The sequence below is a fragment of the Streptomyces sp. NPDC028635 genome (assembly GCF_040637635.1).
Lineage (GTDB): Bacteria > Actinomycetota > Actinomycetes > Streptomycetales > Streptomycetaceae > Streptomyces.
The window spans coordinates 1-21257 of sequence record NZ_JBEZWX010000015.1 but is presented as its reverse complement, the minus strand read 5'-3'; the positions used below and the strand labels follow the sequence as shown (position 1 = coordinate 21257).

Genomic DNA, 21257 nt, shown 5'->3' with positions numbered 1-21257 from the left:
GGGTCGGCGTACGCGTGGCGGCCGGCTGGGTGCGCGGGGCGGACCCCTACGCGCGCGTGGCGAGCGACTGCGCGTGTGGCGGGGCGAGCCGCAGGTCGATCCACTGGTCGCTCTCGCCGTCCAGGGTGTAGCGGTCGGTCTCGGTGAAGCCGCGGGCCAGGGCGAACCGCAGCCCGTCGGTGTTGGCGGCGAGCACGCACGTCTCGACGGTCCGGGCGCCCCGCACGCGCGCGTGCCGGAGTCCGTCCTCGTACAGCGCGGTGCCGATGCCCTGTCGGCGGTACGGGGGCAGCACGCGCGCGATGACGGTCGCCGCCCCGTCCCGCGGCGGCCGTACGGTCGAGCAGCCGACGAGGACGCCGTCGAGGTAGGCGTTGGCGAGCCGGTAGCGTTCCTGCCGGTCGCGGGCCTCGTCGGGGGTCATGGCGGCGGGCGGGACGATCACGTTGTGCACGTGGCGCCACTCCTCCAGCATGTCCTCACCGGTCACCGTCTCGATCCGCAGTCCTGTGCGCCCCGTGTCCCTGGTCATGGCGGCACACGCTAGGTGACGGGCATGGACACGTCCATCGGATACCGGGCATCGGGGGACGGGGCCCTCCTGGCGACGCGGCACGGTTGTCAGTGGGATCCGGCAGAATTGACACCAGGGCCAGCGCACGCGCCGAAAGTGCCGTCGAGCCTTCGGCAGATCTCATCGAGGGGCACGTATGTCCGGACTGATCGACACCACGGAGATGTATCTCCGCACCATCCTCGAGCTGGAGGAGGAAGGTGTGGTCCCCATGCGCGCCCGGATCGCCGAGCGGCTCGACCAGAGCGGGCCGACGGTCAGCCAGACGGTGGCCCGGATGGAGCGGGACGGCCTGGTGTCCGTCGCCAGCGACCGGCATCTGGAGCTCACCGACGAGGGCCGCCGGCTGGCCACGCGTGTGATGCGCAAGCACCGCCTGGCCGAGTGCCTGCTCGTCGACGTGATCGGCCTGGAGTGGGAGCAGGTCCACGCCGAGGCGTGCCGCTGGGAGCACGTGATGAGCGAGGCCGTCGAGCGCCGGGTGCTGGAGCTGCTGCGGCACCCGACCGAGTCGCCGTACGGCAACCCGATCCCGGGCCTGGAGGAGCTGGGCGAGAAGGACGGCGCCGACCCGTTCCTGGACGAGGGCATGGTGTCCCTGGCCGACCTGGACCCGGGGACGGAGGGCAAGACGGTCGTGGTGCGCCGTATCGGTGAGCCGATCCAGACGGACGCGCAGCTGATGTACACGCTGCGCCGGGCGGGCGTGCAGCCCGGTTCGGTCGTGAGCGTGACGGAGTCGGCGGGCGGGGTGCTGGTGGGCAGCGGCGGTGAGGCGGCCGAGCTGGCGGCCGACGTGGCCTCGCACGTCTTCGTCGCCAAGCGCTGACCCGAGCCGCTGAGCCAGGCCGCCGAGCCGAGCGCCGACCCAAGCGCTGACCCCCCGGGGCGCCCGGCGACGGCCGACGGCACCGGGCGCCGAAGCTTCACGGGCAGCGACGGGGCGCCGAGCGCCGGCGGCCGGGCTGAGATTCGTCAATCGCAGCGCGGCCCCGCCCTCGCGTGCGAGGCTGTCGCGGGGAGGTCCGCAGCCGAGGGGGCGGGAAGATGCGCCGTATTCATGGGGAGGGCCCCGGCGCCCATGGGCGCCGGGGCCTGTCCTCCCCTGTTCTGACCCGGAGCCCCGAGCTCTCAGGGTCATTCCCCTCGGACCGGTTTCCCCGAGCGGTCCGCCTCCTGTTGAAGATCTCCCCTCGGCGGCGCCGATCATTCCTTGAGCGAGGTCACTCGAAGGAGGGGTGTTGCCCGCGCAGAAGCCTATTTTCGAATACCCATTCGATAGTCTGCGAGGAACGGATGACGGAGGCCGCCCGGGGCTGACGGGGCAGCGACACGGTGCGGTGGCAGCGACAGCGCGGAGCGTGGGGGGTGCCAGATCCAATGGTGCGGCGTATCGACGTGACCGGCGCGGGCGGCGTACGCCTCGCGGCCTGGGAGTTCGGCGACCCGCCCAAGGGAGATCCCCCCAGGAGTGATCCCCCTAAGGGCGAGGCGCTCGCAGGTGACGCTCCCGAGGGCGCCCCGACCCGGCAGGAGCCGAGCGGGCCGGCCACCACGCCCGGCGTGCTGTTACTGCACGGCCTGATGGGCCGCGCCGCGCACTGGGCGTCCACCGCCCGCTGGCTCTCCGAGCGGCACCGCGCCGTCGCCCTCGACCAGCGCGGGCACGGCCGGAGCGAGAAGCCCCCGCGGGCCGCCTTCACCCGCGAGGCCTACGTCGAGGACGCCGAGGCGGCACTCGAGCAGCTGGGCCTCGGACCCGCCGTCGTCGTCGGCCACGCCATGGGCGCGCTGACCGGCTGGCAGCTCGCCGCCAAGCGCCCCGACCTGGTGAGCGGCCTCGTCATCTGCGACATGCGGGCCTCCGCGCTGGGCGCGGCCTCGCAGCGCGAGTGGGGCGACTGGTTCCGCTCCTGGCCCCTGCCCTTCGCCACGCTGGCCGACGTCCGCAAGTGGTTCGGCGAGGACGACCCGTGGGTGGAGCGCCCCAACCCCGCGCGCGGCGCCTTCTACGCGGAGGTCATGCAGGAGACCCCGGACGGCTGGCGCCCCGTCTTCGACCCGGAGCAGATGCTCAAGTCCCGCGAGACCTGGGTGTACGACGCGCATTGGGAGGAGCTCACGCAGGTCCGGTGCCCCACACTCGTCGTGCGCGGGCTGGACGGCGAGCTGGGGCGGGCCGAGGCGCAGGAGATGGTGCGGGTCCTGCCGCGCGGCGAGTACGCGGAGGTGGCCGACGCCGGCCACCTCGTCCACTACGACCAGCCGGAGGCCTGGCGCTCGGCGATCGAGCCGTTCCTCGAATCGGTGCTCGGCGCGTAGGACCGCGGGCAGAGAAGCCGCTACGGCCCCGCGCGCCCGGCGCTCTGGCGCCCCGCGCCCCCGACGCCCCGACGCTTCGGCGGCCGGGCCCCCGCGCCCCGCGCTGCGGCCCGCCGGCGCCCCGTCCCCGTCCCACCGGCGCCCCGGTCCCCGGCGCTGTGGCCAGCCGGCGCTTCGGCGGCCAGCCCCGCGCCCCCGCCCCTCGACCCCCGGCCCACCGGCCCGCGGCGCCCCAGCACACCGGCGCTGCGGCCCCCCAGCACTTCGGCGGCCCGGCCCCCGGACCCTCGGACCCCCGGGCCCCCGGCTAGTTGGCGCTTCGGCTCGTCGGCGCTGTGGCCAGCCGGCCCCCGGCGCCCCGGCGCTGCGGCCCCCCAGCACTTCGGCGGCCCGGCCCCCGCACCCCCGGCTCGCTGGCGCTTCGGCTCCTCGGCGCTGTGGCCAGCCGCCCGCCGGCGCCCTGGCCCCCGGCGCTGCGGCCCGCTGGCGCTTCGGCGGCCCGGGGCCCGGCGCCCGGCTCGTCGGCGCTCCGGCACACCGGCGCTGCGGCCCGCTGGTGCTTCGGCACCCCGGCCCCCGCCCCGCCGGCGCCCCGGCCCATGGCCCCCGGCCCCCTGAACCCCCGGCGCCCCGCCCCCTACCCCTTGCTCACCGCCGTCAAGATCTCCGGCAGCCGTGCCGCCGTGCGCGGTGCTGCCAGGTGCAGGCCGAGCCAGGTGATCAGTGCGCCGTACACCGTGCCCACCGGCAGCAGCAGCCAGCCGACGTCGCCCGCCTCACCGGTGACGTTCAGCCAGACCGTCACCGCGATGACGGGCGCGCACAGCAGCGCCGCCGCGACCATGCCGCCGAAGATCGCGATCCAGGCCAGGCCCGTCTGCCCCGGGACCACGTTCTTGTGGCCCTCCTGCGGAATGGAGTAGGGGAAGCGGGCCGACGTCCACGCGCCCGTGGCCAGCATCGCGCCGAGGAGGGCCAGCGACAGCCCCAGCGCCTCGGGCAGCCGGCCCCAGTCGCCGAGCAGCGCCGTCGTCACCACGGTCACCAGCGTCGCGTACGGCAGCGTCACCACCAGCAGCGCCAGCGCCCGCCCGCGCAGCTCGACGTAGGCGTCGCGCGGGGAGGAGATGGTCAGGGCGACCATCCAGAAGGCGGAGGTGTCCTGCCCGAACTGGTTGTACATCTGGATGCCGAGCATGCCCGCCGCGAAGCACGCGAAGTAGATCGAGCCGGTGCCCTGCACCGCGTTGAACACCGGCACGATCAGCCCGATCGCCAGCGAGGTCACCCAGGCCGCCTTGGTCTTCGGATCGCGCCAGATGTAGCGCAGGCTGCGTCCCATGACCGTCCCGGTGCGCCCGGCGGGCAGCAGCCGGGCGAGCCCCTGCGAGGAGTCCCGCTCCCGCCCGGCGGGCTCGCCGGCCGGCAGGGTGGACGCGTCGGGCGCGGTCATCAGCCTGGTCAGGGTGCGTGCCCACACCGCGACCAGCGCCGCCAGCCCGCCCGCGCTGACCAGCAGCTGGCCGGCCGCGACGCCGTACGCGCCGGAGCCGGCGGAGTGCACCGCGCCGAGCGCCGACGCCCCGGGCAGCCAGCGCACCACGGCCGCCGCCGGGTCCAGTTCCCCCAGCCCGGCCCTGCCCAGCCGCTGCGCGCCGAAGTTGACCGCCTGCGCCCCGAGGGCGATCACCAGGCCGCTCAACACCGCGAGATCGCGGCCCTTGCGGCTGGTCAGCAGCCGGACGTTGGCGGCGGCGACCGCCCGCGCCAGCGCCACGCACACCAGCAGCGCGAGCGGTACGGCGACGACGGCGACGGCGTACGCGGCCGCCCCGTGCGCCACCGCGATCGCCGACCCGACGAGCAGCAGCAGCGTGAACAGCGGCCCGATGCCGACCAGCGAAGCCGCGAGCAGCGCCCGCACCAGCGGCCGAGGGCGCAGCGGCAGCATCACCAGCCGGGTCGGGTCCAGCGTCTCGTCCCCGCCGGGGAAGAACAGCGGCATCACCGCCCAGCCCAGGCTCAGCACCGCGACCAGCAGCACCACCAAGGAGACGGCGTGGGCGTGGCCGCGCAGCATGATCAGGCCGAGCAGTTGCAGCGTGGCGAACAGCAGGGCGACGACGGCGGAGGCGATGTACGCGGCCCGCCGCCCCCCGGACTGCCGCAGCCCGTTGCGCAGCAGCGACAGCTTCAGCCGTACGACGGTGGCGGTCACGTTCGTCATCGTCCGCCGCCGCCCAGCCAGTCGAGGTCGCTCCCGGCGTCGCGGCCGCTCGCGCCGACCAGTTCCAGGAACGCCTTCTGCAGGGTGGGTGCCGCGCCGCGCACCTCGGCGAGCGGGCCCTGCGCCCGGATCCGGCCGGCGGCCATCACGGCCACCCAGTCGCACAGCGACTCCACCAGTTCCATGACGTGGGAGGAGAAGACGACGGTCGCGCCGGAGGCGGTGTAGCGCTCCAGGACGCCCCGGATGGTCTGCGCGGACACCGGGTCGACGCCCTCGAACGGCTCGTCCAGGAAGAGGACTTCGGGGTTGTGCAGCAGAGCCGCCGCGAGGCCGATCTTCTTGCGCATACCGGTGGAGTAGTCGACGACCAGCTTGTGCCGGCTGCCCGCCAGATCGAGTACGTCGAGCAGCTGACCGGCCCGCTTGTCGACCTCGGCGCCGGGCAGTCCGCGCAGCCTGCCCGTGTACGCCAGCAGCTCCTGCCCCGACAGCCGCTCGAAGAGCCTGAGCCCCTCCGGCAGCACCCCGATCCGTGCCTTCACCTGTACGGGGTCGCGCCACACGTCGTGCCCGACGACCTCGACGGTGCCCTGATCCGGCCGCAGCAGCCCGGTGACCATGGACAGCGTGGTGGTCTTCCCCGCCCCGTTCGGCCCGACGAGCCCGATGAACCGCCCCGCGGGCAGCTCCAGATCGATCCCCCCGACGGCGATCTGCTGCCCGAACCGCTTCCAGAGCCCCCGCACACGAACAGCGGCCGGCCGGTCCCCTTCTGTTCCCTCCGTCATGAGAGAACCGTAAGGGGAGAGGTGGGATCAGCGGTCCCGCCCGCACGCATACGCCAGCGGTGACACCAGTTCCTCCACATCCGGCAGCCACCGGTTCGCGGGAGTGGGCCGCCGGGCCCACTGAACGGCGCCTCGCGTGCCGTAGCGCGTGGGCGGCGCGGCGACCCAGGAGCCCTCGCCCAGCGCCACCAGGTCCAGCGAGGACACCGACCAGCCCAGCTTCCGTACCAGCTCCGGAAGCTTCGCCACCGCGCCCGGCAGCACGAAGAAGTGCATCCGCCGGTCCGGCGTCAGCGTCACCGGGCCGAGCGTCAGCTCCATGCGCTCCATCCGCGCCAGCGCGAGGAACCCGGCCGTCTCCGGGACGGAGAGCGCGTCGAACGTGCGTCCCGTCGGCAGCAGGATGGACGCGGCCGGCTGCTTCTGCCACATCCGGCGCGCGACCGTCGCGCTGCCCGTCGCCTGTGTCGCCCAGTCCTCGCGCGCCGGGTGTGCGCCGGGGGCGGCGCACGCCGGGTCGCCGCAGCAGCAGACCGGCACCCCGTCGGCGGCCTCCAGCCAGACGCCGGGAAACACGTCCCAGTGGCGCTCCTCGACGTAGCGAACTGCGGCTTCCAGCAGGGATTCCCCGCGCTGCTCGGGGATCTGCGCGGTTTCGGTGCCCGGGATCGTCTCTTCCACGTGGAACACAACTCCCGCACCCATCTCCGGTTACGGGGTGTATCGCGCGCGGGGGAGGAGCATCGATTCGGCGTCCGGGGCGCATGGGTGCACAGGCGGGGGCGCGCGGAAGGTTCGGAGTGGTGAGCGGGTAACCACGTGGGGGCGGCATCCGCCGTTACCCCGGCAATCCGCCCATGCCTCGCATTTTCGGTATGTCCGCTGGGCATCGATCTTCACGGCCGGATCTTCACGCCGCCCGGCGACTCGCTCGACGAGTGGAGAAGGCCATGGAAGACACGTCAACTCGGTGCACGGGCAGGCACCGCAGCCACAGGGGGTAGTGCCAATGGCCGCAAGGCCTCTCGTCGCGCGGCAGCCGAACGAACGGCTGCAGGCGCTCATCCAGGAAGCGGGTTGCTCGAACGCCGGGCTCGCCCGCCGGGTCAACATGTGCGGCGCCGAGCACGGTCTCGATCTGCGGTACGACAAGACGTCGGTGGCGCGCTGGCTGCGCGGACAGCAGCCCCGGGGAAGGGCGCCGGCGATCATCGCGGAGGCGCTGGGGCGCAAACTCGGCCGTACGGTCACGATCGACGAGATCGGCATGGCCAACGGCAAGAACCTCGCCTCGGGCGTCGGCCTCCAGTTCTCGCCGACGGTACTGGGAGCCATCGAGCAGGTCTGCGAGCTGTGGCGCAGCGACGTGGGGCGGCGCGACTTCCTGTCGGGTTCGTCCGTCGCCGCCTCGGCGCTGGTCGAGCCGAGCCGCGACTGGCTGATCTCGGCGCCCGACGCGCAGGTGGCACGGCAGGCCGGCCCGCGGGTGGGCCTGTCCGACGTGGACGCGGTGCGCGCGATGACGCAGGCGCTGGTGGAGCTGGATCACCAGTACGGCAGCGGGCATGTGCGGCCGGTCGTCGTGCACTACCTCAACAGTGTCGTCTCCGGGCTGCTGGCGGGGTCGTACCGGGAGGCGGTCGGCCGTGAACTCTTCGCCTCCGTCGCCCGCTTGACGGAACTCGCCGGGTACATGGCCGTCGACACCGGTCAACCCGGGCTCGCCCAGCGGTACTACATCCAGGCGCTGCGCCTCGCACAGGCGGCGGGCGATCGCGGTTACGGCGGATACGTGCTGGCCGCCTCCATGAGCCACCTGGCGGCGCAGCTCGGAAACCCGCGGGAGATCGCGCAGTTGGCGCGGGCGGCGCAGGAAGGGGCGCGTGGCCGTGTCACCCCGCGCGCGGAGGCGATGTTCTTCGCGGCGGAGGCGCGCGGGCACGCCCTGCTGGGCGATGTGCGTGCCGCGCACGCGGCGAGCGGCCGCGCGGTGAGCGCCATGGAGGCGGCCGACCCCGCCTCGGGTGACGATCCGGCGTGGATCGCGCACTTCGACGAGGCGTATCTCGCCGACGAGTTGGCGCACTGCCACCGCGATCTGGGCCAGCCGGAGGCGGCCGCGCGGTACGCGGAGCAGTCGCTGGCCGGGCATCCCGTGAGCAGGGCGCGGCGCCGGGCCATCGGGTACGTCCTGCTGGCCACGGCACAGGTGCAGCAGCGGGAGATCGAACAGGCCTGCGCGACGGGGCTGAAGGCCGTCGAGCTGCTGGAGTCGCTGAGGTCCAACCGGGGTGCGGAGTACCTGGAGGACTTCTCGCAACGCCTGGAACCGTTCCGGGAGGAGTCGGTGGTAAGGGAGTTCGGCGCCCGGCTGGACCTGCAGACGGCGGCGTGAACGGGCCGCGCACGCGCGTGGGGACCGTGTACAGCGTGCGGGAGCGCCGGTTTGTTACGGGAATCACAGGGAAGGAGGTGCCTCCCTCAGCTGCGTGGCATGGGCATCCGGGGACCCGGTAGCGTGAGCCGACGATTGACCAAGGTCCCCCATTCGTAGGAGTCCCGGTGACGCAGAGTGGACAGGGCGAGGAGCCCTCGGCGCAGCCCGCGCGCGAAGGCATCGTGCTGCCCTCCGACGGCGGCGAGCCCGTGCTGCCGGGCATGAGCGGCCCCGCACAGGGCCCTTACGCCGGGAATCCCACCGGGGGACCGTACGCGGGAGGCCCCTACGGCGGCCCGTACGCCGGCGGGCCGCAGGGCGCGGGGCCGCAGCCGGGATCACAGCCGGGGCCGTATCAGGGTGCCCCGCAGCACGGCGCCGCGCCCGGTGCGCAGTACGGCGGCCAGGGCGCGGCGGCTCCTGCGGGCGGGCAGGCCTGGGGCGGCCCGTGGGGCCCCGAGCAGCAGCCGGGCCAGGCCCCGCAGCAGCCCGGCCCCGCCGCACAGCACTCCGGCCCCGCCCCGGCGCCGGACCAGGGATGGTCCGGCGCTCAGTCCGGCGCTCAGCAGTGGCCCCCGGCCGGTCGGAGCGGCGCGGGCCCGCTGCCCGCCGAGGGCACCCCGCCGCCGTACACCCCGGCGCCCGCCCCGCACGACGCCTACGGCGCCCCGCAGACGCACTCCGGCGGCTACGGCCCCGGGGCGCCCGCAGGGCCGCAGGCCGGCCCGGGCATGGCCGGCGGCCATCAGTCCGGCCCCGGGACGACCGGACAGCAGCCGAACCCCGGGCAGCAGTCCGGCCCCGGACCGCTCCCGTCGGGCGCGGCGGCGGTCTCCGCACCCGGTCAGGGCGCGCCGCTGCCTCCCGCCGGGGCCCCCGCCGCGGGGTACGGCGGCACCCTCCCGCCCGCGCACGGCGCCCCCCTGCCTCCCGCCGCGGGCCCGCTCCCGCCCGCCGACGACGGCGCGACCCAGTACCTGCCGCCGGTGGCCGCGGGTGGCGGCGAAGCGGCGACGCAGTACATCCCGCCCGTCGCCGCCGGGTCCGGGGACGACGCGGCGACCCGCTACATCCCGCCCGTGGGCCCCGGCGCGCTGCCGCCCGAGACGTCGGCGGAGGCGACCCGGTTCCTCGGCCGCGCCCCGCAGCACGCGGGTCCGCAGCCCGGCTCGGGCCCGCTGCCGCCCGCCGCCGACCCCGACGCGCAGGCCACCCAGTACATCCCGCCGGTCCCGGCACAGCCCGGCGCCCAGCCGGGATACGGCGACCGGCAGCCGCCGGCCGAGTTCGCGGGGCTGTTCCGCGACGAGCCGGCCGTCGCCCCCGCGGCGGCCACCCAGCAGCTGCCCCAGGTCGGCAACCGGCCCGGCGCGCCCCAGCCCGGGTACGTCCCGCCGGCCGGCGGCCGGCGCGGTGCGCGGGACGACGACGGCGGCGCGGGCCGCGGCGGCGGGCGCGGTGCCGGTTCGCGGGTCCCGCTGTTCGCCGCGATCGGCGTCGGCATAGCCGTCGTCGGCATCGGCGCGGGCGCGCTGCTCGGCGCGGGCGGCGGCTCCGACGACGCCAAGGACGACGCCCCGGCGAACGTCTCCGCGACGGCCCCCCCGACCGCATCCTCCTCCTCCGCCCCGCCGGCCGCCGACCCGGCGAAGGAGCAGGCGGTGGCGCTGGACAAGCTGCTCGCCGACAGCGGCAGCAGCCGTGCCGCGGTGATCGCGGCGGTCGCCGACGTCAAGAGCTGCCGCAACCTGGGCCCGGCGGCGAAGAACCTGCGGGACGCCGCCCAGCAGCGCACCGGCCTGGTGACCCGGCTGGCGACGGTGCCGGTGGACAAGCTGCCGAACAACGCCGCCCTGACCGGCGCCCTGAAGAGCGCCTGGCAGGCGTCGGCGTCGGCGGACAGCCACTACGCGGCGTGGGCCGACCAGGTCGCCGGCAACAAGAAGCTGTGCCACAAGGGCAAGGCCGCCGGCACGCCCCAGGCACAGGCCGGCAACCGGGCCAGCGGCACCGCCAGCGCGCAGAAGCAGAAGGCCGCCCCGCTGTGGAACGCGATCGCGCAGCAGTACGGGCTGACCCAGCGGCAGGCCGGCCAGCTGTGAGCCGCCGGCGCTGAGCCGCCGGCGGTGAGCGGGCGGCCGTGAACCGGTCCCGGGGCCGTGGCCGCCGCGGGACGGTTCAGTTCAGGTGGGCGTTCTTCAGGGTGTCCGTCACGTCGACGAAGCCCTGGCGGGCCGCGACCAGCCGGCCGTCCCGGGCGACCTGCAGGGTGACGTCGGTGTTGACCAGGCGCGGGAAGCCGACGGGGGCGAGCTTGCCCGCGAAGGGCCAGGTCAGGGTCGGCGTCAGCCCGCCCGTCGGGACCGACACACCGTCGTCCAGGGCGTGCCGGACGGTGTCGGCGGTCACCTCGCCGCCGCCCAGCGACTCCACGACCTTGCGGAAGGCCGTGTAGGCGATGTACGTCGTCTGCACGCCGGCGTCGGCCGGATCGATGCGGTTGTCGGTGAACGCCTGCTCGCTGATCACCTGCTTCATCCCGTCCCAGCGCGGATCGGTGGACACCGGGTACCAGCCGGTGATGTACGACCCCTCGTACGGCCCCGACTTCCCGCCGGAGGCGTCGACGGCGGTCTGGTCGACGCTGCCCATCACCGTGGCCGCGCCCACCCCGGGATACTGCGCCCGCCTGCGGCGGAAGGAGTCCATGAAGGTGCCCGTGCGGTCACCGAGCGCGGGCACCACGCACCCCTTCTTCCCGGAGCCCCGGGCGGCGTGTTCCAGCGCCTGCTCGGACTGCGCCTCGTACTCGGTGGCGTCCTCGTCGGCCACCAGGTCCCCGGCGTCCGGGTGGCCGCCCGCCTTCAGCCCGGCGTCGAGCAGCGAGGGCAGCTCGTCGCCCGCGATGGTGTCGGGGCGCACCAGTGCCACACGGCCGCAGCGGGCGGCGAGTTCCCGGCCGAGGCCGGCGAGCAGCACGGGCTGGCCCCCGTTGACGGGGTACGACAGGGGGCTGGTGAACTCGGCGGTGGTGACGCCGTACCCGCCGATGTAGGGGATGCCGGCGCTCTCCAGCGGCGGGAAGTAGGAGTCGGAGTACTGGCTGTACGATCCGACGACCGCGACGGCGTGTTCGTTGACCGCGCGCCGGGCGCACTTGGCGGCGGCCACGGTGTCGTTGTGCTCGTTGCAGGTCAGCACCTTCAGCTTGCGGCCGTTGATGCCGCCGTGGGCGTTGACCCAGCGCGCGTAGGCCTCGGCGAAGGCGGGCATACCGGGCTTGTTGGTCGCGGTGGTCTCCATCGGCGCCCAGGTCATGACGGTGACGGGATCGCCCCCGGAGCCCCCCGTGGCACCGGGGATGATCCCGCAACCGACGGTCAGCGACGCGCACGCCACCGTGGCCGCCGCCGCTGTGGCGGCTCTGGTCAGAGGCCGGGTGGTGAAGGGGAGGACGGTGCTTCGCGTGCGTCGCCTGCCGGTCATGCACACGCACGATTCCCCCACATCACCAACCGGGGAGTGACCCGGGGGCAACGGAGGGTGACGGGAAGGTGAATTGCAGGGGGCCGGACGGGCCACCCGGGAAGGGAACGTACGATCGATGACCGTGCAAGGTTCGGAGAAGTCTTCCCGTCGCGGCCGTCGCTCCAGCACCATGGGCGGCATGCCACACAACGACATGCCGTGGTGGCGCTGGCGCAGCAATGTGCGCTCCGCGCTGCACATGCTCTCCGACCCCGGCTTCCAGCGCGACGTCTGGCTGGCCGGCGCGGACGGCTACGGCGACGTCACGGACGCCGTGTACCGCCTGGTCGAGGACACCTGGCTGGACCACTGGTCCGCCGAGAAGTACGTCGGGACGATCTTCCGTGACTCGCAGGAGGCGGCGCTCGTCGACACCGCGGTGCTGCGCGTGCTGCGGATCATGCACCAGGTCGGCCCGGACGCCCCGGTCGCGACCTACATGCAGCACCCGGAGTGGCCCGAGGCGGTGCAGGCGGCACGGGACGCGCACGTGCGGATGGCGGCGAGCGACGGCGAGGACCCCGACGCCCCGCCGCGCACCCTGGAGGTGCTGCACCTGCTGACGCGGTCCGCGTAACGGACAGCCCCGCCGCCCGCCGGGCCGGGCATGAGATCCTGTGGTGCATGACCGATCAGTCCGTGCCCGCCGCCGCCCAGGCCGACCAGTACGTCCTCACTCTCTCCTGCCCGGACAAGCAGGGCATCGTGCACGCGGTGTCCAGCTATCTGTTCATGACCGGGTGCAACATCGAGGACAGCCAGCAGTTCGGCGACCACGACACGGGTCTGTTCTTCATGCGCGTCCACTTCTCGGCGGAGGCGCCGGTGACGGTGGACAAGCTGCGCGCCAGCTTCGCGGCGATCGGTGACTCCTTCCACATGGACTGGCAGATCAACCGGGCCGACGAGCGGATGCGCATCGTCCTCATGGTCAGCAAGTTCGGCCACTGCCTGAACGACCTGCTCTTCCGCGCCCGGATCGGTGCGCTGCCGGTGGACATCGCGGCGGTGGTCTCCAACCACACCGACTTCGCCGAGCTGGTGGGCTCCTACAACATCCCCTTCCACCACATCCCGGTGACGAAGGACACCAAGGCGGAGGCCGAGGCCAGGCTGCTGGAGATCGTCCGCGAGGAGAAGGTGGAGCTGGTCGTCCTCGCCCGCTACATGCAGGTGCTCTCCGACGACCTGTGCAAGCAGCTCTCCGGGCGGATCATCAACATCCATCACTCCTTCCTGCCGAGCTTCAAGGGCGCCAAGCCGTACCACCAGGCGCACGCCCGCGGCGTGAAGCTCATCGGCGCGACCGCGCACTACGTCACGGCCGACCTCGACGAGGGCCCGATCATCGAGCAGGAAGTCGAGCGCGTCGGCCACGACGTCACGCCGGACCAACTGGTGGCGATCGGCCGGGACGTGGAATGCCAGGCGCTGGCGCGGGCCGTGAAGTGGCATGCGGAACGCCGGATCCTGCTGAACGGACGCCGGACGGTGGTCTTCGCCTGAGGAGGCGGAGGTTTCCGCGATCGGGCGGCTGAGGGTGGGTGGTGGTCGACCGCGCGGTTCCCCGCGCCCCCGGGCGGCCCGCAACTCAGCCGACCAAGGGGCGCGGGGCTGCGTCGGCTGTGCGGCTCCGCCGCGTGGGCACGACCTGCCATCCATCACCCGCAGCCGCCGACGAAACTCGCGCCCACCCCTACATCCGGCTCAGCCCCGCCACAGCGAACAGCACATCCCTGATCGCCTCCCGGTCGCCGACCTGCCCCGCCGCGGCCTCCGCAGGAGACACGTGGCCCGCCGCCAGCTGGCAGAACTCCACGTCGTCCAGGGCGACATGCGCCACCTCGTGGTCCGCGGAGGCGACCGCCGCCGGTGAGTCCAGCGGGATCAGCCACTCGCCGCCGCCCGAGCCCTCGATCTCCAGCCGCAGGCTCCGCCCCGGCCGTCCCGCGGACACCAGGTGGCGGGTCGCGCCGGGCGCGGTCAGCCCCGCCTGCCGTCGCGCCGCCAGCGCCTGCGGCAGCATCCGCGCCGCCAGGTCGATCATGCCGTTCAAGTGCCGCGGCGCGGGCGGGTCGTAGGGGTAGTCCACCGCGTCGGCGATGTCACCGGCGTGCACCCAGCACTCGAAGGCGCGGTCCAGCATCGCGTCCCGCAGCGGCAGTTCGCCCGCCCCGTACGGCACCTGGAGCAGGCCCGCGGTGCTGCCGGTGAACGACACCGTGCGCACCAGCTCATGGCTCTGCTCCCGCCAGGGTCCGCGGACCGTCCGGGTGGGCGGGAAGCGCGAGGCGCGCCAGTACGCCTCGGTCCGCCCCGCGGGCGTCGGGGCCTGCGGGGACACGTCCGCCAGCGGATCGTCGAGGCCGAGCGCCACCGCGACCAGTCCGTCGACGGCCAGCAGATGCGCGATCACCCCGGCGACGGTGGTGCGGCGGGTGGTGGTCGCGTCGGACTCGAACCAGCGCAGCCGCACGGGCGCGTGCCACTCGGCGTCCCCGAAGTCCTGCAGCAGCGCGTCCAGCCGCGCCGTCTCGGCGTCGTACGCCCTCGCCCACTCCGGTACCGGGATGCGCGGCGGGCGCCGGTCGAGGCAGCCCTGGAGCACCCGGGTGCGCAGGCCCGGGTCGAGGTCGAGGCTCTCGGGGCGCTGGAGCAGGCCGACGGCCTCGCGCAGCCGGCGCGCCTCGACGGCGCAGGTGCCGCAGTCGCCCAGGTGGTCCTCGACGGCCGCGGTCTCCTCCGGGGAGCAGGCCGCCAGCGCCCACGCCCCGAGCAGCGACTTCAGCACCGGGTGCGGCAGGGCGGGCGGCTGGGCCGCCGGCGGCGGGTCGGGCAGCGGCTGCCCGCTGTCCTCGACGGCCGGCCGGGGCAGGGGTATCCGCGGCGGCCGCGCGGGATCGGGCACCCCGAAGCCGCCGTCCCCGTCCCCCGGCCGACCGGGGCCGCCGTCCCCGGCGGATCCCCCGGCGTCGCCCTCGCCGCCGTCACCGGACCCGTACGCCTCCCCGGAAGCCCCCTGCCGGGGCTCCCCGGAACCCGTCGGTTCCCAGGGCTGCCCGGCCTCCCCGGCCTCCCCGTCCTCCATGGACCCCCCTGTCCCCATGGATTCCCCGGATCCCATGGACCGCATGGACCGCATGGATCCCATGGACCCCCCACCGTTTCCGCCTTGCACCGGAATGTCCCCCCAGGCGTCCGTGCCACGCAGCTGCGGTCCGACCCGGGCGCCGGTCGACGCGCCCGTGCCGTGTGCCGTGACCCGGCCCTCCTCGTCGTCGGCGGTGCCGGGCCGGTCCCGGGCGTCGTCGCGGGACGCGAAGCCCTCCGCGTCGTTCACGCGGCACCCCCGTACTCCGGTGGTGCGCCGGGCGTGCCGGCGTCGTGGGCCGTGGACAGCAGTTGCAGGCCGAGGCGGAGCCGGCGGCGGGCCTCGTCCTCGGTGACGCCGAGGTCGGCCGCGGTCTGGCGGTAGTCGCGGCGCTGGAAGTAGGCCAGTTCCAGGGCGGCGCGCAGCGGGGCCGGCATGGCCTGCACGATGTAGTCGGCGCGGGCGGCCACCGCGGCGTGCCGCACCTTGCGCTCCAGTTCGTCGGGGGATCCGGGCGCCCCTTGGGCGAGCGCCGCGGTCTCGGTGGCCCGCAGCCGCTGCACGGCCATCCGGCGGGTGAGGTCGGCCACCCAGGTGCGCAGCGGGCCGCGCTTCGGGTCGTAGCTGTCCGGGTGTTCCCAGACGTGCGCGAAGACCTCGCGGGTGACGCCGTCGGCGGCCCGCTCGTCGCCCAGTACGCGGTGCGCGAGCCCGTGCACGAGAGAGGCGAAGCGGTCGTAGAGCTCGCCCAGGGCTGCCGCCTCGCCGCGTGCCAGCCGCTGCTGCATCTTGCGGTCCCAGCGGGGCGGTGCGTCCTTTTTCGCCATACGGCCCCCTCAGCCTGCCCGTGCCCGTCTTCAGCGTGCGCCCGCCGACCTCACGAATGTAGTCGGCACGTCGGACAACGCACGCCCCTTTGTGCCAATGTGCGCCCCCCTCGGCGTCGTGCGTGCTAGGGGCGCTTACCCGGGGGAGTTGCCCGCGGAACACCGGCGGGCGCGATCGAACAGTATCGAAATGAGATTGAATCCGACTGAAACAAGACGATTTTGATCGGGGCCCGTTTTTCATGGGGAGTTTCAGGGAAACGCCCGCTGGGCAGCCGCGCTGCGAGGAAGCGTAAGAACTCCTTCCGTTTGGCGAGCGAGGGGCGTGGTGGTGACGTTCAAAGTGACCGACTCGGAGCAAGGGGCGTGGGCCGTGCTCCAGGTGTCGGGCGAACTGGACCTGATGACGTCGCCGGTGCTGCGGCAGCGGGTGCACGACGTGGTGGCCGAGGGCCGGCACAGCCTCGTCCTCGACCTGTCCCAGGTGCACTTCTGCGACTCCAGCGGCGTGGGTGTCCTCATCGCCGCCCGCCGCCTCCTGCGCTCGTGCCAGGGCCGGCTGCGGCTGGTGCTGCCCGCGCAGGGTGCCGTGGACGGCTCCCATGTCAACCGGGTCCTCGGGGCGCTCGGCGTGCGGCGCCTGTTCGACGTGCACGCCGACCTCGAGGGTGCCGTCGGCGAGGAGCCGCTGTCGGCCTGAGATGTGAGTCGTTTCACGCCGATTGCCACAGTGTTGTCCCGGTTTTCCGCCGGTCTCGGCACAACCGCCGCCGCCTCCCCGCCGCGCTCGTTCGTGCGTCGTACGCTCGCATGCCGGATGCACCACCCACTCCGACGTAAGGCGGCCGAAGAAGAGATGGTCAGCAGCGAGTGCGAGCGTGAGATCGCCGCCCGGTTCGCCACCTTCGACCAGGACGGCAACGGCTGGATCGACCGCGAGGACTTCAGCGTCGCCGCGAAGGCGCTGCTCGCGGAGTTCGGCGTCGCGGCCCGCTCCGACCGGGGGCAGACGCTGTACGCCGGCGCCGAGGCGTTCTGGCAGGGCATGGCCGGGATGGCGGACCGGGACGGCGACCAGCGCATCACCCGCGAGGAGTTCGTCACCTGCGCGGTCAAGCGGCTGCGCGACAACCCGGAGCGGTTCGCCGAGATCGCCCGCCCCTTCCTGCACGCGGCCCTCGCCGTGGCCGACACCGACGGCGACGGCTTCGCCACCGCCTCCGACACCGCGCGCGTGCTGCGCGCCCTGGGTGTCGCGCCGGAGCGGGCCGAGGCCGCGGCCGCCGCGCTGGACGCGGACGGCGACGGCAAGGTCGGCGAGGCGGAGAGCGTGCCCGCGTTCGCCCGCTGGTTCACGGTGCCGGAATAGCACCGGCGGTCCGGCGCACGGGAGTTGTGCGGTCAGGAAGGCGCCGAGCCGTGGCCAAAGATGTCGCGGATCGTGGCAATCCGGTGTCACTGAGCGTCGATACCGGGTTGTGTCCTCGGAGGGGGTCGTCACGGCCCGGAGTCGGCGGGTTGCTCCGGTACCTTGTGTGAGATGCGAGTGGTTCCCGGTACGAGCCATGCCGGTGGTGCCTGTTCGACTCCCCCTGGCGAGCGTCGCACAGTATGCCGCACGGGTACTCCTTCGCGCTGGAATATGCCCGAAGCGCTTGTTGGGGTGACGGTACGTCAACCAAGCTGGGGCATAAGGGTTTCACGTTCCGTGATCCAGGCTCCGGCCATTGTCCTGGCCATGCAGAAAATGGCTACGATCGTGGCTCTCGTCGTCGTGGTGCTCATGTGGCGCGCGGCCATGTGTCCGCCGGTTCGGATGGTGTGAGCGGTGCAGGTGCTTCAAGTGCAGCTGGAGATCCGGCCCGACCCCGCGGAGGTCGGGCGGGCCAGGCGGTGGGCCCGCTCCCGGCTTGCCGGTTCGGGGATAGCGGCCGACGAACCCCTCGCCGAGACGCTGATCCTGCTCGTGTCGGAACTCGTCACCAACGCCGTGGTGCACACCGGCCATCCGGCCGTGCTGCGACTGTCCCTGCCGGGCGTCGCCGCCGAGTCGGCCACGGTACGTCTCGAGGTGGCCGACTCCAGTGAGCGCGCCCCCCTGCCGCGCTGCGTGGACGGCGACGCCACCGGCGGCCGGGGCCTCGCCCTCGTCGACGGACTGGCCGACCGGTGGGGCTGGAGCCGCGAGGGCGCGGGCAAGCGCATCTGGTGCGAACTGGACCGGTGCAGCGCGACCCGGGCTTCCGGCAGCGTCTGCGGGGGACTCGCCGCGCCGTACGAGGGGCTGGCGTTCGAGGCGGTGTGACCGGTGGGCCCCCGCATCGTGAGCCGCGCGCCGCGATGCCGCCCGGCCCTGCCGTGTGATCTCCGGGAGTTGCCGTGCGCCCGGGATGTGCTTCCGTGCGCGCCCGTGACAAAAAGGGCGTAAGTAATATTTCTCCCTCATGGTGTTGACGCCCGGTGTCCGTTTGATCACGCTTGTGGGCAGCGATCCGCCGCGAGGGGACGGCGAGGGCGCCGGTGACGGGCGTCCTCGGCGAGTGCGGGTCGCCCGGTTCGGCGGCGGTTCCCCCGAAGGGGGCTCGGGGCGAGGGGGCCGGGGCGGGTACGCCGGAGCCGGCCGGCGGTGCGCGGTGCCGTGCTCGGGGCGGGCAGCCGCGCGCCGTCGGCCGTACGAAGGCGCGATCTCGCCGGAAGGCGCGCGCATCTCGCGAAGGAGCGCATCCCGTCGTCCACAGGCTGTGGACAACTTTCTCCTCAGGGCAGGGCGCCGACCCCGCCCCCGTCGACGCGGGCGCCCGCGGTGCGGAAGGTGCGGCGATAGGCGGTGGGGGTGACGCCGACCGCCGCCTGCAGGTGCTGGCGCATCGACTGGGCCGTGCCGAAGCCGGCGTCCCGGGCGACCTGGTCGACGGACAGATCGGTGGACTCCAGCAGCTGCCGGGCCCGCTCCACACGCTGCTGCGTGAGCCACTGGCCGGGGCTGACACCGGTCTCCTCACGGAAGCGGCGGGTGAAGGTGCGTACCGACATCGCCTGCTGCGCGGCCATGTCCCGCAGCTGGATCGGCTCGTGCAGCCGCCCCAGCGCCCAGGCCCGCGCCGCGGTCGTGGTCGCCTGCTGGGGATCGGGCACCGGCCGGTCGATGTACTGCGCCTGCCCGCCGTCGCGGTGCGGCGGTACGACCGTGCGGCGGGCCACCTCGTTCGCGACGGCCGTGCCGTGGTCGCGGCGCACCATGTGCAGGCACAGGTCGATCCCGGCGGCCACCCCGGCCGAGGTCAGCACGTCGCCGTCGTCGATGAACAGCACGTCCGCGTCCACCTCGATCTGCGGGAACAGCCGCTGGAAGCGCTCGGCGTCGGCCCAGTGCGTGGTCGCCGGGCGGCCGTCCAGGTAACCGGCCGCGGCGAGGACGTACGCACCGGTGCAGATGGAGGCGAGCCGGGTGCCGGGGCGGATCAGCGCGAGCGCGGCGGCCAGTTCGTCGGTGAGCACGCCCTCCTCGTACAGCGGGCCCAGTTCGTACGACGCCGGGACGATCACCGTGTCGGCCCGCGCCAGCGCCTGCGGGCCGTGGGGGACGTGCACGCTGAAGTCGGCGTCCGTCTGCACCGGGCCCGGCGGGCGCACCGAGCACGTCACCACCTCGTACAGCGGCCGGCCCAGGGCGTCCTTGGGGCGGCCGAAGATGCGGTGCGGGATGCCCAGTTCGAAGGGGAGCAGGCCGTCCAGGGCGAGGACGACGACCCGGTGCGGCCGGAACCCGTCGGCGGAGTCGGCTGAATCCATGGCCCGATCCTAACGAACGCTGTCCTTCGGGCCACTCGTCCGGCGGTCGCGCACCCGGGAAGCTCAGCACGTGACGCAGACGACCGAAGCACCCACCGCCCAGCAGGAGCCCGTCCGGCGGCCACGCATCCACCGCGCGTGGTTCGTCGCCGCGGTCACCTTCGTGACGATCGTCGGAGCGGCCGCGTTCCGCTCCCTGCCCGGACTGCTGATCGACCCGCTGCACGCCGAGTTCGGCTGGTCGCGCGGCACGATCGGCGCCGCCGTCTCCCTCAACCTCGCCCTGTACGGCCTCACCGCGCCCTTCGCCGCCGCGCTGATGGACCGCTTCGGCATCCGCCGTGTGGTCGCCGCCGCGCTGACCGTCATCGCGATCGGCTCGGGGCTGACCGTGTGGATGACGGCGGCCTGGCAGCTGTGGCTGTGCTGGGGCCTGCTGGTCGGCCTCGGCTCCGGCTCGATGGCGCTGGCGTTCGCCGCGACCGTCACCAACCGCTGGTTCACCGAGCGGCGCGGCCTGGTCAGCGGCATCCTCACGGCCGGGTCCGCCTCCGGGCAGCTGATCTTCCTGCCGCTGCTGTCCTGGATGCTGGAGCACGACCACGACTGGCGGCCGGCCGCCGTCACGGTCTCCCTCGCCGCGCTCGCCGTCGTCCCGTTCGTCTGGCTGCTGCTGCGCGACCACCCGGCCGACGTCGGCGCGAAGCCGTACGGCGCCCCCGCGTTCGTGCCCAAACCCGCACCCGTGACGGGGGCGGCGCGGCGGGCGCTGACCGTGCTGTTCTCGGCGGTGCGCACCGGACCGTTCTGGCTGCTGGCGGGGACGTTCGCGATCTGCGGCGCGTCCACGAACGGGCTCATCCAGACCCACTTCGTGCCCGCGGCGCACGACCACGGCATGCCGGTGACGGCTGCGGCGTCGTTGCTGGCGGTGATCGGGGTGTTCGACGTCGTCGGCACGATCGCCTCCGGCTGGTTCACGGATCGCTTCTCGCCGCGGAGGCTGCTGGCCGTCTACTACGCGCTGCGGGGGGTTTCGCTGCTGTTCCTGCCGATGCTGCTGGCGCCGAGCGTGCACCCGCCGATGATCTTCTTCATCGTCTTCTACGGCCTGGACTGGGTGGCGACAGTGCCGCCGACTCTGGCGCTGTGCCGGGAGCAGTACGGCGAGGACAGCGCGATCGTCTTCGGGTGGGTGCTCGCGTCCCACCAAGTCGGGGCCGCGGTGGTCGCCGGGCTGGGGGGAGTGGCGCGGGACGTCTTCGGCAGTTACGACATGGTCTGGTACGCGTCGGGGGCGTTGTGCGCGGTGGCTGCGTTGATGGCGTTGGTGATTCGGCGGGGTGGGGTGGGGCGGGTTGCGGTGTGACGGTTGCCTGCGGCGGCTGGTTGTGTTTTGTCTGCGGGTTCGTTGTGGCTGGTCGCCTTTGCCTGCGGCGCCTGGTTGCGTTTTGTCTGCGGGTTTCGTTGTGGCTGGTCGCGCCGTTCCCCGCGCCCCTTTGGTGCCTGCGGCGGCCCGTTGCTGTCTGGTGGGTGGTTGCGGTCTCGCCTGCGGTGGTCTGTGAGTCGGGGCCGGGGTGGGGGGTGTCCGTCCTCGGTCCGGCCGGCCGTCTCCGACGAGGGCACCCTCCGCCGGTGCCGGCCGCTGCGGGCGGACACCCCCCACCC

18 protein-coding genes are annotated in these 21257 nt (G+C 74.0%); 10 read left to right on the top strand and 8 right to left on the bottom strand.

Annotated elements, in window-relative coordinates; all coding sequences use genetic code 11:
• Positions 1 to 46: 46 nt before the first annotated feature.
• Positions 47 to 532: a GNAT family N-acetyltransferase gene (locus tag AB0E88_RS18235; RefSeq protein ID WP_361631404.1), complete on the bottom strand. Its 486-nt coding sequence runs from the start codon at positions 530 to 532 to the stop codon at positions 47 to 49.
• Between the two features lie 178 nt (positions 533 to 710).
• On the opposite strand from AB0E88_RS18235, the gene AB0E88_RS18230 reads away from it, so the two are divergent.
• Both AB0E88_RS18230 and AB0E88_RS18225 read left to right on the top strand, forming a co-directional pair.
• Positions 711 to 1403 (top strand): metal-dependent transcriptional regulator, encoded by a 693-nt coding sequence (locus AB0E88_RS18230; RefSeq protein WP_103786168.1) that lies wholly within the window; start codon positions 711 to 713, stop codon positions 1401 to 1403.
• Between the two features lie 551 nt (positions 1404 to 1954).
• Positions 1955 to 2896 (top strand): alpha/beta hydrolase, encoded by a 942-nt coding sequence (locus tag AB0E88_RS18225; RefSeq protein ID WP_361631402.1) that lies wholly within the window; start codon positions 1955 to 1957, stop codon positions 2894 to 2896.
• 637 nt (positions 2897 to 3533) lie between these two features.
• On the opposite strand, the gene AB0E88_RS18220 is transcribed toward AB0E88_RS18225, so the two are convergent.
• From AB0E88_RS18220 to AB0E88_RS18210, 3 genes are read right to left on the bottom strand one after another with little or no spacing between them, the layout of a single operon-like run.
• Positions 3534 to 5123 (bottom strand): transporter, encoded by a 1590-nt coding sequence (locus AB0E88_RS18220; protein WP_361631400.1) that lies wholly within the window; start codon positions 5121 to 5123, stop codon positions 3534 to 3536.
• Positions 5120 to 5914, bottom strand: a complete 795-nt coding sequence (locus tag AB0E88_RS18215) for an ABC transporter ATP-binding protein (RefSeq protein ID WP_361631398.1) — start codon at positions 5912 to 5914, stop codon at positions 5120 to 5122. The genes AB0E88_RS18220 and AB0E88_RS18215 overlap by 4 nt, the downstream gene beginning before the upstream one ends.
• A 27-nt stretch (positions 5915 to 5941) precedes the next feature.
• Entirely contained in the window at positions 5942 to 6595 is a 654-nt protein-coding gene (locus AB0E88_RS18210; RefSeq protein WP_361631396.1) for a bifunctional DNA primase/polymerase, read from the bottom strand.
• A 328-nt stretch (positions 6596 to 6923) separates the two neighbouring features.
• On the opposite strand from AB0E88_RS18210, the gene AB0E88_RS18205 reads away from it, so the two are divergent.
• Positions 6924 to 8309, top strand: coding sequence for a transcriptional regulator (locus AB0E88_RS18205; protein WP_361631394.1), 1386 nt, complete (start codon positions 6924 to 6926; stop codon positions 8307 to 8309).
• Between the two features lie 167 nt (positions 8310 to 8476).
• The gene (locus AB0E88_RS18200) at positions 8477 to 10453 is read left to right on the top strand and encodes a hypothetical protein (protein ID WP_361631392.1); all 1977 of its coding nucleotides are present in this window, start codon (positions 8477 to 8479) and stop codon (positions 10451 to 10453) included.
• Between the two features lie 76 nt (positions 10454 to 10529).
• On the opposite strand, the gene AB0E88_RS18195 is transcribed toward AB0E88_RS18200, so the two are convergent.
• Positions 10530 to 11837: an ABC transporter substrate-binding protein gene (locus AB0E88_RS18195; protein ID WP_361631390.1), complete on the bottom strand. Its 1308-nt coding sequence runs from the start codon at positions 11835 to 11837 to the stop codon at positions 10530 to 10532.
• 118 nt (positions 11838 to 11955) lie between these two features.
• Here AB0E88_RS18195 and AB0E88_RS18190 point away from each other — a divergent pair, with 118 nt between their 5' ends.
• Complete coding sequence (locus AB0E88_RS18190) at positions 11956 to 12456, top strand: hypothetical protein (RefSeq protein WP_361631388.1); 501 nt, start codon at positions 11956 to 11958, stop codon at positions 12454 to 12456.
• A 47-nt stretch (positions 12457 to 12503) separates the two neighbouring features.
• Positions 12504 to 13385 (top strand): formyltetrahydrofolate deformylase, encoded by an 882-nt coding sequence (gene purU / locus AB0E88_RS18185; protein ID WP_361631386.1) that lies wholly within the window; start codon positions 12504 to 12506, stop codon positions 13383 to 13385.
• 190 nt (positions 13386 to 13575) lie between these two features.
• Here purU and AB0E88_RS18180 read toward each other — a convergent pair whose 3' ends face one another.
• Positions 13576 to 14967, bottom strand: a complete 1392-nt coding sequence (locus AB0E88_RS18180; RefSeq protein WP_361631384.1) for a maleylpyruvate isomerase N-terminal domain-containing protein — start codon at positions 14965 to 14967, stop codon at positions 13576 to 13578.
• Positions 14968 to 15215: 248 nt separating this feature from the next.
• The gene (locus AB0E88_RS18175) at positions 15216 to 15797 is read right to left on the bottom strand and encodes a sigma-70 family RNA polymerase sigma factor (protein WP_361631382.1); all 582 of its coding nucleotides are present in this window, start codon (positions 15795 to 15797) and stop codon (positions 15216 to 15218) included.
• Positions 15798 to 16122: 325 nt separating this feature from the next.
• Here AB0E88_RS18175 and AB0E88_RS18170 point away from each other — a divergent pair, with 325 nt between their 5' ends.
• The 3 genes from AB0E88_RS18170 (at position 16123) to AB0E88_RS18160 (ending at position 18102) form a co-directional block, all read left to right on the top strand.
• Positions 16123 to 16497 (top strand): STAS domain-containing protein, encoded by a 375-nt coding sequence (locus AB0E88_RS18170; RefSeq protein ID WP_361631380.1) that lies wholly within the window; start codon positions 16123 to 16125, stop codon positions 16495 to 16497.
• Positions 16498 to 16653: 156 nt separating this feature from the next.
• On the top strand, positions 16654 to 17166 hold the full coding sequence (locus AB0E88_RS18165; protein WP_361631644.1) for an EF-hand domain-containing protein: 513 nt from the start codon (positions 16654 to 16656) through the stop codon (positions 17164 to 17166).
• A gap of 474 nt (positions 17167 to 17640) precedes the next feature.
• A complete protein-coding gene (locus AB0E88_RS18160; RefSeq protein WP_361631642.1) occupies positions 17641 to 18102 on the top strand; it encodes an ATP-binding protein in 462 nt (153 codons plus the stop codon).
• 452 nt (positions 18103 to 18554) lie between these two features.
• Here AB0E88_RS18160 and AB0E88_RS18155 read toward each other — a convergent pair whose 3' ends face one another.
• Positions 18555 to 19589, bottom strand: a complete 1035-nt coding sequence (locus AB0E88_RS18155; protein ID WP_361631378.1) for a helix-turn-helix domain-containing protein — start codon at positions 19587 to 19589, stop codon at positions 18555 to 18557.
• Positions 19590 to 19659: 70 nt separating this feature from the next.
• Here AB0E88_RS18155 and AB0E88_RS18150 point away from each other — a divergent pair, with 70 nt between their 5' ends.
• Positions 19660 to 20958 carry an MFS transporter gene (locus AB0E88_RS18150; RefSeq protein WP_361631376.1) on the top strand — a complete coding sequence of 433 codons (1299 nt, stop codon included), beginning with the start codon at positions 19660 to 19662 and terminating at the stop codon, positions 20956 to 20958.
• Positions 20959 to 21257: the final 299 nt, after the last annotated feature.

What these genes read in the sequence shown, in the direction of transcription:
- AB0E88_RS18230 (WP_103786168.1), top strand. Translation starts at nt 711, where the DNA reads ATGTCCGGACTGATCGACACCACGGAGATGTATCTCCGCACCATCCTC.
- purU (WP_361631386.1), top strand. Translation starts at nt 12,504, where the DNA reads ATGACCGATCAGTCCGTGCCCGCCGCCGCCCAGGCCGACCAGTACGTC.
- AB0E88_RS18175 (WP_361631382.1), bottom strand. Translation starts at nt 15,797, where the DNA reads ATGGCGAAAAAGGACGCACCGCCCCGCTGGGACCGCAAGATGCAGCAG.
- AB0E88_RS18165 (WP_361631644.1), top strand. Translation starts at nt 16,654, where the DNA reads ATGGTCAGCAGCGAGTGCGAGCGTGAGATCGCCGCCCGGTTCGCCACC.
- AB0E88_RS18215 (WP_361631398.1), bottom strand. Translation starts at nt 5,914, where the DNA reads ATGACGGAGGGAACAGAAGGGGACCGGCCGGCCGCTGTTCGTGTGCGG.
- AB0E88_RS18205 (WP_361631394.1), top strand. Translation starts at nt 6,924, where the DNA reads ATGGCCGCAAGGCCTCTCGTCGCGCGGCAGCCGAACGAACGGCTGCAG.
- AB0E88_RS18235 (WP_361631404.1), bottom strand. Translation starts at nt 532, where the DNA reads ATGACCAGGGACACGGGGCGCACAGGACTGCGGATCGAGACGGTGACC.
- AB0E88_RS18155 (WP_361631378.1), bottom strand. Translation starts at nt 19,589, where the DNA reads ATGGATTCAGCCGACTCCGCCGACGGGTTCCGGCCGCACCGGGTCGTC.
- AB0E88_RS18225 (WP_361631402.1), top strand. Translation starts at nt 1,955, where the DNA reads ATGGTGCGGCGTATCGACGTGACCGGCGCGGGCGGCGTACGCCTCGCG.
- AB0E88_RS18220 (WP_361631400.1), bottom strand. Translation starts at nt 5,123, where the DNA reads ATGACGAACGTGACCGCCACCGTCGTACGGCTGAAGCTGTCGCTGCTG.
- AB0E88_RS18190 (WP_361631388.1), top strand. Translation starts at nt 11,956, where the DNA reads ATGACCGTGCAAGGTTCGGAGAAGTCTTCCCGTCGCGGCCGTCGCTCC.
- AB0E88_RS18195 (WP_361631390.1), bottom strand. Translation starts at nt 11,837, where the DNA reads ATGACCGGCAGGCGACGCACGCGAAGCACCGTCCTCCCCTTCACCACC.
- AB0E88_RS18180 (WP_361631384.1), bottom strand. Translation starts at nt 14,967, where the DNA reads ATGGAGGACGGGGAGGCCGGGGAGGCCGGGCAGCCCTGGGAACCGACG.